Origin of the sequence: Neolewinella maritima, assembly GCF_923081025.1 — a bacterium.
GTDB classification, from domain to species: domain Bacteria; phylum Bacteroidota; class Bacteroidia; order Chitinophagales; family Saprospiraceae; genus Neolewinella; species Neolewinella maritima.
The window spans coordinates 133,520-146,123 of sequence record NZ_CAKLPZ010000005.1; the positions used below are offsets into that span (position 1 = coordinate 133,520).

Here is a 12,604-nt window from a genome sequence, read left to right on the forward strand (position 1 = left end):
CAATAGGGGATAAGGTGGAGGACGAAAGATATTCACTTCCTCACTATCCAAACCCCCACATCGGGCATCACCATCTACATTAGCGGCACTTTAACAAGCCTCCCGGTCAGCTAGCGTACGATACGAATGTCCCAGTCGGAGCGTACCCGCAGCTCGGTACCGAAGTCGACATCTTCCTCCGTCTCATCCGTCTGCGTGCTCAGGTCAGTGCGCAGGTCACGCTCGAAGTCGGTCACGACCAGGGGCTGGGCGAGGGAGAAATTCCCCACTCCATTGTAGTTCTGCAGTCCGTCCAGGTAGAGCGTATCCTGGCTGAAGGTCCAACTCCCCTGACCGATGCCCTGCTGCTGGGTCACCTCCGTACCGTCTTCGGTCGTGATGCTCAGGTCGTAGTCGCCGGTAGAGCTCCAGCTGCCGTCCTGCCGCAGGGTCATTTCGAGCGCACTGCTGCTGATCTGACTGCTGCCCGACTGGTCGACGTCCTCCCCCAGGAAGGTCCCCGTGGTAGTGAACTCACTGTCGAAGCGATCTACCGCCCAGGTGCCGTAAAGGTCCGAGGTGATCAGAAAGTCGTCCTCCGGCTCATCGCGTGGGCAGCCGCTGAAGACGAGCAGTCCCAGAAGAAGGATGGGTAGTAATCTGGACATAGGCGATAGTGTATACGGTATGAAAAAGCCGTCGCCGCACCCATTGTGCGACGACGGCTTCGGGGTCCGCACTTTTGTAAGCTGGGGTACAGACCGGCTTACCGGCTGAGTTCCTCGCGGATCTTGTTGAGTGCACTACCCGCGCGTACCCAATCGATCTGGGCCAGGTTGTAGGTGTGTGCTACCTGGAACGATTCGTGGGTGCCGTCCGCGTGGTCGAGCTGTACGGTCAGGTGACGGTCGGGCGCCATGGCGCTGAAGTCCGTGATGCTCACCTTATCGTCCTGCCGGATCTTGTCGTAGTCGTCGGGGTTGACGAAGGTCAGCGCCAGCATACCCTGCTTCTTCAGGTTGGTCTCGTGGATGCGGGCAAAGGACTTGACCAGCACGGCGTGTACGCCCAGGAAGCGGGGCTCCATGGCGGCATGCTCGCGGCTCGATCCCTCGCCGTAGTTCTCCTCGCCCACTACGATCTGGCCGATGCCGTTGTCGCGGTAGGTGATACCACTGTCGGGTACGGCCATGTACTCGCCCGTGACGTAGTTGAGTACCGTATTGGTCTTCTCGCTGTAGGCGTTGATGGCCCCGATCAGACAGTTCTGCGAGATGTTCTCCAGGTGACCGCGGTACGTGAGCCACGGGCCGGCCATCGAGATGTGGTCGGTGGTACACTTGCCCTTGGCCTTGATGAGCACGCGCATATTCTGCACCTGCTCGGACTGAATGGGCTTGAAGGGCTCCAGCAACTGCAGGCGGTCGCTGGTCTCGCTCACCCGCACCTCGATGCCGCTGCCGTCTTCGGCGGGCGACTGGAAGCCGGCGTCCTCTACGGCAAATCCATTGGGGGGCAGCTCGTAGCCGGTGGGGGGATCCAGTTTGACCTGCTCGCCCTTATCGTTGGTCAGGGTATCGGTCAGGGGGTTGAACTTCATACTGCCACTCAGGGCCATGGCGGTCACCAGTTCGGGACTGGCCACAAAGCCGCGCGTCTGCGGATTGCCGTCGTTGCGCTTGGCGAAGTTGCGGTTGAAGCTCGTGAGGATGGAGTTGGCTCGGTTGGGGTCATCCGTATGCCGCGCCCACTGTCCGATACAGGGGCCACAGGCGTTGGCCAGTACGGTGGCACCGGTCTCCTCGAAGGCGGCCAGAATACCGTCGCGCTCCACCGTATAGCGGATCTGCTCCGAGCCGGGGGTCACGGTAAACTCGCTCTTGAAGCGCAAGCCCTTGGCCTTGGCGTCCTTAGCGATATTGGCCGAGCGGTCCAGGTCTTCGTAGCTGGAGTTGGTGCAGCTACCGATCAGACCTACCTCGAGTACGGGGGGGAACTCGAACTTCTCCACCGCAGCGGCAAACTGGCTGATGGGGAAGGCGCGGTCCGGCGTGTAGGGACCATTGATGTGCGGCTCCAGCGTATTCAGGTCGATCTCGATGACCCGGTCGAAGTACTGCTCGGGGTTGGCGTATACCTCGGCGTCGCCCGTCAGGTGCTCGGCTACGCGGTCGGCCAGCTCGGCCACATCGGCGCGGTCGGTGGCCTTGAGGTAGCGGCTCATCGAGTCGTCGTAGCCGAAGGTGGAGGTCGTGGCGCCGATCTCGGCACCCATGTTACAAATCGTGCCCTTACCCGTACAGCTCATGCTGCGGGCGCCCTCACCGAAGTATTCGACGATGGCTCCGGTACCGCCCTTCACGGTCAGTACGCCGGCCACCTTGAGGATGACGTCTTTGGGGGTCGTCCAGCCACTGAGTTTACCCGTCAGCTTCACGCCGATCACCTTGGGCATCTTGAGCTCCCAGGGCATACCGGCCATGACGTCTACGGCGTCCGCGCCGCCTACACCGATGGCGACCATGCCCAGTCCGCCCGCATTGGGGGTGTGGCTGTCGGTACCGATCATCATGCCGCCGGGGAAGGCGTAGTTCTCCAGTACGATCTGGTGGATGATTCCGGCGCCGGGCTTCCAGAAGCCGATACCGTACTTATCGCTCACCGTACTCAGAAAGTCATAGACCTCGCTGTTCTCGTCGTTGGCCCGCGCCAGGTCGGCGTCGGCGCCGGTCTCGGCCAGAATCAGGTGATCGCAGTGCACGGTGCTGGGTACGGCTACCTTATCGCGGCCGGCCATCATGAACTGCAGCAGGGCCATCTGGGCGGTGGCATCCTGCATGGCTACGCGGTCGGGCTGGAAGAAGACGTAGTCCTTGCCGCGGCCGTAGGCCTGTAGGCGGCTCTCGGGGTGTAGGTGGGTATATAGGATCTTTTCGGTCAGGGTCAGGGGCTTGCCCAGTTGCTGGCGTGCCGCGGCTACTTTAGCGGGTAACGCGTCGTATACGCGCCGGATCAGATCAATATCAAAAGCCATAGGTTGCGGTGATTTTTAGCGACTTCAAAGCATGAGGTACATCCGGTGAACGCCGTCAGCCCCAAAAAAGTCAACAAATGTAGCGGATTAACCACTAGTACATGGGGCAGCCACAGCCCGCCGCCCGGCATCCCTGCAGGAGCAGCAGACACAGCAGGAGCAGGAACAGGTACAGCGGACGGGTCATCCCGTAAATATAGCACCCGGGGCGGGGCCGCAGGTGCAGTGCAAACACCTACCTTGTCCGTGATGCCTATCCACGACCCGCACCCTGCGCTCGACCATCAACTGCTGGTCGGTGCCCGGCCCGTTTCCGGCTCCACCAGATGGATCAGAGCCTTCACCATCTGTTGCGTCGCGCTGGTGATCGCACAGTGCCACTATTCGTTCTTTACGAATCTGGCGGTGCATCTGACCGGCCCTCCGGGCTCGTTTCCACTGCTGCTGGGCATACTTGCTTTACTCACCGGACTTGCCTTCACCAGCATTCCTCCGCTGTATCGGTGGCGGAGCCTGGGGTGGTACCTGGCGGTAGGGCTGTTCGCTTTTCAGGGTAGCTTTCTGGCGCTACTCAGCAGTCGCTACGTCTTATACGGTGAGCCATTTTCGTGGACCGATTTTACGGCGACGTACCTGCAGCCGTGGCCACTGTTTGAGATCTGCTTTGTACTGTTTATCTGCTGCCTGCCACTAGCCCTTTGTTGGAGCCCCGCGGTCCGCGCCGCGTTCGGGGTGCACCGGGGCAGGGCAGTCCTGGCCGTCGTTTTGGGGGTAGTGGCACGGCTGGCACTTACGTACACTACTCGCCTGATCTTCCTGGGTATTTAGGTGCACCTGTACATGTTACACTAAGTATCCTGATTCTACCGTTGGATACACCGTACGCTTTCACCGCTTTTATGGCACTGGAAGCACCGGCTTTTGCCCCATTCGATCCCACCCATGAAATTCTGGCCCCTCCGCACCCGGGAAAACTCCCCCCAGCGTGCCTACCTATTTTTAGATGAGCGCGGGCTCGGCACCCTGCATGTCGACCGGCCGCAGGCCCTGACGGCCATGCGGGCGCTGCAACGGGGCGAGCTGCCCGACGGGGCCGTGCTGTTCCCCAATCCCCAACTCCGGCGTATTCGCTCCCGCCACGATACCACCACGGTCACGGCGCACCTGTACCGGGGTAGGCGGCAGCGCTTCCAGCTCCGCTCGGTGACTGACCGCAACCAGGTGATGGATTCCCTGCGGGGCCACCCGGCCGTGAAGGCCTCCACCATCAAGACCACCCCCCTGCTGCACCACAGCGGCCGCCAACTGGCCATGTTTGCCATTCTGGGAGCCGTGTTCTGGATGTCCTACCAGACGGCCCTCACCACCAGTAGTGGGTCCGATCTACAGGATCAGCTCTCCTTCATGGGGTGGAACGGCGTACCCGTCCCGGCCCTACCCTACGTAGCTGCCGTGACCCTTTTACTGGCCGGCGGCTACAGCGTATGGCGTCCCCGCCGCAGCCGACTGTATGACGAGCTACTATTTCAGTAGCTCTACGACCGCTGACCGGCTGTTTATCGTATGGAGTGTATGCCGTACCGTTTTCTGCTCCTCTGTTGCTGCTTTCACGCTGCGCTCTTCGCCCAGTCTACCCCCCTCCGGGGCCGGGTGAACGTGCAGGGCGGTGAACCCGCTGTCGGGGCCTACGTCCTTCACCTGCGCACCGAAGCCCACACCCACACCAATGAGCTGGGCAATTTTCAGGTCGATGGCGTAGTTCCGGGTGATTCACTACGCGTGTCTTACCTGGGCTACCGCACCGCCACCGTGCCCGCCCCGGCGGCTGGATCGGAGCTTCGCATTTCCCTCAAGGAATCCTTCATCGACCTGCGCACCATCACGGTACGCCCCACGGTAGCGGCCCTGAACGTAGTGGCGGACATCGACGCCCGGCTCCGCCCCGTCAATTCCAGCCAGGAGGTGCTGCGGCGCGTACCCGGACTCATCATCGGCCAGCACGCCGGCGGGGGCAAGGCCGAGCAGATTTTCCTGCGCGGCTTCGACATCGACCACGGCACGGATGTGGCCGTATCCGTAGAGGGTATGCCCGTCAATATGGTGAGCCACGCCCACGGACAGGGTTACGCAGACCTGCACTTCGTAATTCCCGAGACGATCCAGAAGATCGACTACGGCAAGGGGCCCTACTACGCCGGCCGCGGCAACTTCGCCACGGCGGGCTACGTCGACTTTTCCCTCAAAGACCGGCTCGATCGCTCCCTGATCACCGCCGAGGCAGGCTCCTTCAATACCCTACGGCTTGTAGGACTCTACGACCTGCTCGATCGCCCGCAGAGCAACGCCTACCTAGCTACCGAGTACACCCTTACGGACGGCCCCTTCACCTCCAGCCAGCACTTCAGCCGCCTCAACCTGATGGGGCGCTATACTACGGAGCTGGAAAACGGGAGCCGACTGTCGCTACTAGCCAGCCACTTCAGCAGTAAGTGGGATGCCTCGGGCCAGATACCGGTACGCGCCGTAGAGCAGGGGCTGATCGGCCGCTTCGGGGCCATCGATGATACCGAGGGTGGCTTCACCAGCCGCAGTAACCTGATCGGAGCGTTCGTGAATGTGGTCGACCGCAGCACCTTCGTGAAGACCACCGCCTACTACACCCACTACGACTTCGAGCTCTTCTCCAATTTCACCTTCTTCCTGGAAGATCCCGTCAACGGAGATCAGATCCGCCAGTACGAAGACCGGGAGTTGTTCGGCTTCCAGTCCGAGCTCACCCACGACTTTCATGCCGCCGGGGGAGAAAGCCAGTTGAAAGCCGGTATCGGACTGCGCTACGATGATATCGACGACAACCAGCTCAGCCGTACCCGCAACCGGCAGGACCTGCTGCAGCGCCTGCAGTTCGGCGACATCGACGAGACGAACCTGTTTGCCTACGCCGGGGCGGACTTCGAGTTTGGGCGCTGGCTCATCCACCCCGGTCTGCGCCTGGATCAGTTCGTGTTCAACTACGTGGATAAACTACAACCTACCTACGACCGGCAGGAACAGCGCAAGGCCGCGGTGAGTCCAAAATTCAATATCCTCTACACTGCCAATGACCGCACCCAACTATACCTCAAGATGGGTGTCGGCTTTCACGCCAACGACAGCCGCGTAGTCCTGGATCGCAGCGCGGCCGCCATCCTGCCCCGGGCACTCGGTGCCGACCTGGGCACGATCTACCGACCCACCGACCGGCTGTTCCTCCAGGCCGCCCTCTGGTACCTGTACCTGGAGCAGGAGTTCGTCTACGTAGGCGACGCCGGTGTAGTGGAGCCGAGTGGCGAAACCCGCCGACTGGGGGTAGACCTGGGCCTGCGCTATCAGTTTACGCCCTGGCTCTTTGCCGACTTCGATCTGAACTATGCGCTGGCGCGTAGTATCGACGAACCCGAGGGCGCCAGCTACATTCCCCTGGCCCCGAACCTGACCGGCACGGGAGGCTTAAACGTAGTACACGAGCGGCTCACGGCCGGCCTACGCTACCGCTACGTACACGACCGCCCCGCCACGGAGGATAATGCCATCGTAGCCGAAGGCTACCTGATCGTCGATGCCAGCGCCAGCTACCGCTTCGGTCCCCTGACCCTCGGCCTCGTCGTAGAAAATGCCCTCGATACCGAGTGGAAGGAGACCCAGTTCGCCACCGAGTCCCGCCTCCGCAACGAAGCCGCGCCCGTGGAAGAGATCCACTTCACCCCCGGCACGTCCTTCGCGCTGCGGGCGGCTGCTTCTTACCACTTTTAGACTGCCGGACTACCGGCTGGCTACCCGTGGCGCTTCGTAGAAGTCCGCTACCGAGCGGGTATAGATGAACTTGTCCATCATCCGCTTACGCTGAAACCGCGTTGGCTCGGCGGCTCCCTTGGGTACGAGCATCAGCTGCGTTTTGCCCTGGTAAGTGATCGGACTGTAGGGCTGCGCCAGGCGGCGCTCGTCGAAGCGGGTATTGAAGTAGTAGAGGTAGCGCTCGATAAACTCGCGGTAGCGCTTCTGCTTGGCTGGTTTGACCGGCCCGGCGGCACTCACGTACCCAACGGCCTCGTCGTTCTGTAGCGCACGCTTGAATTCCACGGCGTTGAGGGCCCGGCCATTCACTACCGGCATCAGGTTGTACTCCCCGTCGATGACGACCCACTTGTCTTCATCGGCCAGCCATACTTCGGCGACCATGTGGCCCCCTCCGGCTACGGCGGTCTCCACCGACTTCTTCTTCAATCCCACCCGACGGGAGGGCATACCCAGCGCACTCAGGGCAGCCGAGGTGACCGTGGCGTACTCTACACAGCGGAACTTGCGGCCCCGGTCGGCCTCCTCCAGGATGGTGAGGGCATCGCCCTTACTGGGCAGCTTCTTACCGTGGCCGTTCCACTGCTTGCGCGACCAGTCGAGTACCCGCAGGGCGCGCTCGCGATCAGACTGCGCACCGGCGACGACCCCCTCCAGGCGGTACTCCTCGCGGAGTTCCCGCAGGTAGGTGTTGCCGGCCGTGTCGGCGTATTCGAAGGGATAGCCCGCTGCGGCCACATCATCATGATCGATCGCCTCGTGTTTGGTGACTTTACAGGCGCTGAGCGCCAGAAAAAGCAGTGGAAAGCAGAGCAGGGTAAAGATGCGCATGGGTGGTGATTTTCATGGGTGCAGGCAGACCACAAAGTCCACTGCGAAAAGCTAACGCAGCCAGGGCGTCGTTTCTTGTCTGCCACGGGCACCATACTAGGTATTCCCGCCCGTCCGTTGTCTTGCCAATGCATACCCTTATCGCTCCACTCGACTGGGGGCTCGGACACGCGGCCCGCAGCCTGGCCCTGGCCCGCCAGCTGCAGGCCCGGGGCGACCGGGTCAGCTGGGCCTGCAGTGGCCCGGCCGCCGAGATGCTGCGCCGCGAGCTGCCGGAAGGGACGCGCATTCACCGCCTGCCGTCCTACCGCGTGCACTACCGCAGCACCTCCATGGTCTGGAACGTCAGCCGGCAGCTCTGGCACTGGCAGGCCACCATCCGCGCCGAACGCCGCGCCACCGCCCGCCTCGTTACGGAACTTGGCCCGGACCGGATCGTATCCGATAGCCGCTTCGGCTGCTACGACCCCAGGGTGGAATCCGTGTTCCTGAGTCACCAGTTGCACCCGATCACCCACTTCGCACCGGCGTCCGCGGCCTATGCCTGGCAGCTGCGGCACTTCGATGCGTACTGGGTGCCCGATCATCCCGGTCACGACCGGCTGAGTGGCAAGCTGTCTTCCGCGCGGGGCTTCGACCGGGTGAAGTACATCGGGCCCCTCCCCCATACCGCTCCCGCCGCGGGCGAACAGCCCTACGACCTGCTGGCCCTACTCTCCGGCCCGGAGCCCATGCGCACCCGCCTGGAGGATATTCTGCTGCCGCAACTCGGTGCTACTCAGCTGTCCGTTCGTCTGGTGCGGGGCCTGCCCGCGCCCGATACACCGGAGCTCCGGCTGGACCACACCGAGGTGCTGCCCTTTGCCGACACTCCTACCCTATCGCGGTTGCTGACGGCGGCTGAGTTTGTCATTGCCCGGCCCGGCTACTCCACGCTGATGGACCTGCGGGCCATGGGCAAGCCCGCCATTCTCATCCCCACCCCCGGGCAGACCGAACAGGCGTACCTGGCCCAGCGGGCACAGCTGCAGGGCTGGGCCGTGGCGGTGATGGACCAAAGTAAACTGGATCTGCATGCAGCCGTAGCACGGGTGCGGACGCTGCGCTAGTCTATCTCCAGTGCCCGCAGGGCGGCCTTGGTGGCCCGGTACCGTTCGCGCTTTTCGACCACCAGCGGCGGAGAGGCCCGTACCCGGCAGTCGGGGATCGGACAGCGTTCGCAGGTCGTGTTGACCACCACGCGGGGGATGGCCGGGTCGTCGACAAACGCCAGTTCGCGGCGCAGCTCGTCGCTGATGAGCAGCCCCAGGGTCACGCTCACGTTCTTGCCCTCGCGGGGATAGTCAGTGCGGGCCAGGGTGATGCAGAGGTACTCGTCGTCCGTACCGTAGTACAGGCTGCGCTGCGCCTCGATGCGTAGGTTCTCGCGGGGGTCGGCGCTGAGCTCCCGCAGCAGGTGGAGGCTGATCCAGCGGCGGCAGTAGTGCTCGGCCAGTCCGTTCTCGTGGGGGTGGTGGTGGCGGTTGAGGTGCAGTTCCTTATCGACGACGAAGTGGTCCGTGCCCCGGTCATGTACGAAGCGGAGGAAGAACAGCTCCCGCAGGCCGAAGAACTGAGGGATCACGTTGGTCAGCCGGTGGTAGAACATCTCCGGCGTAGCGTTGAAGCGCTGCATTAGCTGCAGAAAGGCCGCCGCATCCCAGCGCGGCAGCTGAAAGAAGGTGCGCAGTTCCCGCGTAAAGGGGGCCAGGGGCAGGTGCAGGGCTACGCTGAAGTAGGTGGCCTTACTGTGGTTGAGCACCTCCTCGAAGACGCGGCCCTTGAGGATACTACTGGTATTGGCGCGCTCCTCGAGCTTGAGGTGGTTGAAGGCCAGCTCCTTGCCGAACTGAAAGCCGCGCTGCACGGGGGTGAGCTTGCCGTTGAGCAGCAGCCGACCGGTAGCCGGCTGGTACACCGAGCGCAGACCCGCCAGGGCCGGCTGCTGATCCAGCCCCTCGGGCACGATCTCGTAGCCGAAGCGGTCTTCCAGCAGTTCGCCCAGCAGCCGCGGGGGCAGGGGGCGGATACTGGGCAGGTCATACTGCTCGGCGAAGGTCTCCACGGCCTGCTCCAGGTCCGGGAAGTAGTTGGCATTAAGCTCCAGGTAGGAGCGCAGGGCGGCGAAGTAAAAGTTCTCTTCCCGCAGGGCGTAGCTGCGGCTGATCTCCAACAGGGTACTGATGAAGGCGCCCACCTGCAGGGGAGCCGCGGCGATGATCTCGGCCACCTTGCTGAGCTCGATCCCGAAGAGCTCCAGGGGCAGCTCGTTGAGGAAGTTGCTCTGTAGCAGCCGGCTCACCGGGGCCAGCTCGCGGCCCAGCTCTCCATCGGTCAGCTCCGCCGTAGTGGAACCCAGGGCGGCGGCCAGGCTATCGACCTTGCCGAGCTTGGGAAATTTCTTGCCCTTTTCGATCTCGTTGAGGTACGACAGCGAGATGCCCGACGCCTTCGACAGCTGGTCAAAGCTGAAGCCGCGCTGCTGCCGCAGCTGCTTCACCTTTAGTCCGAATATAATGCGCTCGTTGGCGGTTTTTGCCCTCATGGTGGGGGCAATTTACAGTACCGGGGGCGAAATTTCGCTTTCGACGCTTACTGCCACGCCAGGGTTTCTACAATGCGGAAGATATCCTCCTTCACGTAGTCGATCACCGGGGCCAGGGAATCGGGATTGGGCTGGGTCTCGAAGTACAGGGCGCCGCGCAGGAAGTGCTCGGTGCTATCCGTAAGAAAGAACTGAAACGGACTGGCCGCCGGCCCCGCGATATCGAAGGCCACGCCGTGCACCCGGGCCGCGTCGCGGTGGATCACGATCTCCTCGATGCTGCTGGCCCGCTGGTTGTGCACGCCCACCAACTCGAAGGCCTCGTCGCGCAGCTCCTCCCACTGATCCGGGGAGCGGATGGGGTAGTACGAGAAGTGCAGCGTGCCGTTGAGCGCGCCGGCCAGCCGCAGGTTGAACCAGCAGGGATCGGCCGGTGCCTCGTCGAAGTAGCTCGTCTCCTGCTCCACGGTGGTGGAGGCGGGCCGCTCGAAGGTGAAGCGGCAGTAGTCCGCGCCCAGGTCAGTATACTGCCGTGGCGGGTACTCCACCCGGGGGTAAGAGCGGGGTTTGGGTACGGGGGGTGGCGCGTCGCCGCAGCTACCCAAACACAGAAGGAGGCCCACCAAGATCAGCATACGCATGCGCAGCTAACGTCGGGGGCCTCCTTCAGGATTAGGGTGCGGCGGTATTTACTTCCACTCACTGCACAGGATGCCGGCGGCGGACTTCACCACCACCTGCCGGCGGACGGTCTTACCCTGCTTCACGGTCAGCAGGTAGCGGCCGGCGGGCACCTCGTCCAGTTGTAGCGTCAGGGTATAGCCATTATGCTCCTTCACGCGGGTCTGATAGCCGGTGGTGCCGTCGAGCTGTTGTAGGGTAATTACGGCGCGCTGCCCCTGCAGATTGATGAGTTGTACGTTCAACTCAAAGGCGTCGACCTGCGTACGTGCGACCAGGGCATCGGTATCCGTCACCTCGGTATGGGCCAGGGCGGGGACGCTGGTGCAAAGCAGGGCAAGAAAGAAGAAAGATTTCATACTATATCGGTTAAATAAAGTGACTGCTCCGGGAGCATTTTAAATTGATTCCACTAAAGTGAGTCAGGAATACTGCCCGGGCAACTTTTACCGATCAACAAACCGCCCCGCTCGACGAGTCGGGCGGGGCGGTAAAACAGTCAGCGGGGGCTCAGTTCAGGCCCAGTCGCTGCACATCAGCAGGTCACCGTCCTTGAGTACGACCTGCTTGCGCACGACGTCGCCTTTCTTGACGGTGATCACGTAGCGGCCGTCGTCCAGGTGTTTAAGGTTCAGCATGGCGGAGTAGCCGTTGTGCCGTTTGATGTGCTTCTGGAAGATGGCTTCACCGGAGCCCATCCGGGTAATACTCACCCGCGTGCGCACCCGTTCGAGGTTCGCCAGGACGATCCCGAGCTGCTGGTCGACGACCATGGTACGGGTGATCAGGGGTTCTACGGCAGCTTTGGCGGTGGGCGCGGCAACGCCCTGCTGGGGTGCGGGATTAGCCGATACGGCAGCGGCACACAGGAGACAAACAAATAGCAGGGTTTTCATGACAAAGTGGTTAATGATGAATGTACAGTACCAAGAGTAGGTGATGTACTGGAATGACTATAAGATCACGGGACCCGTTGCATGTGCCACCATTAATCCGATGAGCTTAGTAGAATTTCCGACGATTTGCCCATCCGCTGGTGTTTATTCGCTACGGCCGGCGCACTATTGGGTAGGGTAGGCGTTGCACCCCCATGAAGATCACGGAGCATACCCTGGATGGTCTAGACCAACCCGCCAAGTTGCACTTGCTGGAGTTGCTCCTTAACGACCTATACCGCCAGGGTATAGTGAGTAACCCGACGCTGATGCATATTGCCAGCGACGTGATGCTACTGGAATATCAGCAGGAGGACGATCTTCTGTGCTTCAACTGTCTGGACCACGAATACGAAGAAGAATGAAGCGCGGAGAAATCTGGTTGATTAACCTAGACCCCACCGTAGGGGCCGAAATTTCCAAGAGGCGCCCCGCGCTCATCGTCAATATGGACGACGTGGGTAAGCTACCCCTGCGCATCATCGCGCCCATTACCAACTGGAAGTCCCACTACCGGGTCGTACCCTGGATGATACACCTACCGAGTGACGACGTCACCCACCTGGATAAGGAAAGCTCGGCGGACTGCTTCCAGACCCGCAGCATCAGCGAGAAGCGCATGATCCAGAAGATCGGTCACGCTACGGACGAGCAGATGGAACTGGCGGAAAAGGGCCTGGGGGTAGTATTTGGATTAGACCGCTAACCCGGGGGGCGCTTACTACG

At 62.0% G+C, this 12,604-nt stretch carries 13 protein-coding genes; 6 read left to right on the forward strand and 7 right to left on the reverse strand.

Going from position 1 to position 12,604, the window contains the following annotated elements:
* Nucleotides 1-110 precede the first annotated feature (110 nt).
* Both MJQ68_RS16375 and MJQ68_RS16380 read right to left on the reverse strand, forming a co-directional pair.
* On the reverse strand, nucleotides 111-647 hold the full coding sequence (locus MJQ68_RS16375; RefSeq protein WP_238752238.1) for a hypothetical protein: 537 nt from the start codon (nucleotides 645-647) through the stop codon (nucleotides 111-113).
* A gap of 98 nt (nucleotides 648-745) precedes the next feature.
* On the reverse strand, nucleotides 746-3,013 hold the full coding sequence (locus MJQ68_RS16380; protein ID WP_238752239.1) for an aconitate hydratase: 2,268 nt from the start codon (nucleotides 3,011-3,013) through the stop codon (nucleotides 746-748).
* A 249-nt stretch (nucleotides 3,014-3,262) separates the two neighbouring features.
* Here MJQ68_RS16380 and MJQ68_RS16385 point away from each other — a divergent pair, with 249 nt between their 5' ends.
* The 3 genes from MJQ68_RS16385 to MJQ68_RS16395 all read left to right on the forward strand — a co-directional run bounded on the left by MJQ68_RS16385 (nucleotide 3,263) and on the right by MJQ68_RS16395 (nucleotide 6,805).
* Nucleotides 3,263-3,841: a hypothetical protein gene (locus MJQ68_RS16385; RefSeq protein WP_238752240.1), complete on the forward strand. Its 579-nt coding sequence runs from the start codon at nucleotides 3,263-3,265 to the stop codon at nucleotides 3,839-3,841.
* Between the two features lie 114 nt (nucleotides 3,842-3,955).
* On the forward strand, nucleotides 3,956-4,546 hold the full coding sequence (locus MJQ68_RS16390; protein WP_238752241.1) for a hypothetical protein: 591 nt from the start codon (nucleotides 3,956-3,958) through the stop codon (nucleotides 4,544-4,546).
* Nucleotides 4,547-4,585: 39 nt separating this feature from the next.
* Nucleotides 4,586-6,805 carry a TonB-dependent receptor gene (locus MJQ68_RS16395; RefSeq protein WP_238752242.1) on the forward strand — a complete coding sequence of 740 codons (2,220 nt, stop codon included), beginning with the start codon at nucleotides 4,586-4,588 and terminating at the stop codon, nucleotides 6,803-6,805.
* A gap of 9 nt (nucleotides 6,806-6,814) precedes the next feature.
* On the opposite strand, the gene MJQ68_RS16400 is transcribed toward MJQ68_RS16395, so the two are convergent.
* Nucleotides 6,815-7,678, reverse strand: coding sequence for a transglutaminase-like domain-containing protein (locus MJQ68_RS16400; protein ID WP_238752243.1), 864 nt, complete (start codon nucleotides 7,676-7,678; stop codon nucleotides 6,815-6,817).
* Between the two features lie 128 nt (nucleotides 7,679-7,806).
* Here MJQ68_RS16400 and MJQ68_RS16405 point away from each other — a divergent pair, with 128 nt between their 5' ends.
* Nucleotides 7,807-8,787: a glycosyltransferase gene (locus MJQ68_RS16405; protein ID WP_238752244.1), complete on the forward strand. Its 981-nt coding sequence runs from the start codon at nucleotides 7,807-7,809 to the stop codon at nucleotides 8,785-8,787.
* Here MJQ68_RS16405 and MJQ68_RS16410 read toward each other — a convergent pair.
* The 4 genes from MJQ68_RS16410 to MJQ68_RS16425 all read right to left on the reverse strand — a co-directional run bounded on the left by MJQ68_RS16410 (nucleotide 8,784) and on the right by MJQ68_RS16425 (nucleotide 11,839).
* Nucleotides 8,784-10,262, reverse strand: coding sequence for a helix-turn-helix domain-containing protein (locus MJQ68_RS16410; protein WP_238752245.1), 1,479 nt, complete (start codon nucleotides 10,260-10,262; stop codon nucleotides 8,784-8,786). The two genes, MJQ68_RS16405 and MJQ68_RS16410, sit on opposite strands and share 4 nt — an antisense overlap.
* Before the next feature lie 47 nt (nucleotides 10,263-10,309).
* Nucleotides 10,310-10,903: a gliding motility lipoprotein GldD gene (gene gldD, locus MJQ68_RS16415; protein ID WP_238752246.1), complete on the reverse strand. Its 594-nt coding sequence runs from the start codon at nucleotides 10,901-10,903 to the stop codon at nucleotides 10,310-10,312.
* Between the two features lie 48 nt (nucleotides 10,904-10,951).
* Nucleotides 10,952-11,302 carry a hypothetical protein gene (locus MJQ68_RS16420; RefSeq protein ID WP_238752247.1) on the reverse strand — a complete coding sequence of 117 codons (351 nt, stop codon included), beginning with the start codon at nucleotides 11,300-11,302 and terminating at the stop codon, nucleotides 10,952-10,954.
* A 156-nt stretch (nucleotides 11,303-11,458) separates the two neighbouring features.
* Nucleotides 11,459-11,839 (reverse strand): hypothetical protein, encoded by a 381-nt coding sequence (locus MJQ68_RS16425; protein ID WP_238752248.1) that lies wholly within the window; start codon nucleotides 11,837-11,839, stop codon nucleotides 11,459-11,461.
* A 194-nt stretch (nucleotides 11,840-12,033) separates the two neighbouring features.
* Here MJQ68_RS16425 and MJQ68_RS16430 point away from each other — a divergent pair, with 194 nt between their 5' ends.
* Nucleotides 12,034-12,243 (forward strand): hypothetical protein, encoded by a 210-nt coding sequence (locus tag MJQ68_RS16430; protein ID WP_238752249.1) that lies wholly within the window; start codon nucleotides 12,034-12,036, stop codon nucleotides 12,241-12,243.
* Nucleotides 12,240-12,584, forward strand: a complete 345-nt coding sequence (locus MJQ68_RS16435; protein WP_238752250.1) for a type II toxin-antitoxin system PemK/MazF family toxin — start codon at nucleotides 12,240-12,242, stop codon at nucleotides 12,582-12,584. The genes MJQ68_RS16430 and MJQ68_RS16435 overlap by 4 nt, the downstream gene beginning before the upstream one ends.
* Nucleotides 12,585-12,604 lie beyond the last annotated feature (20 nt).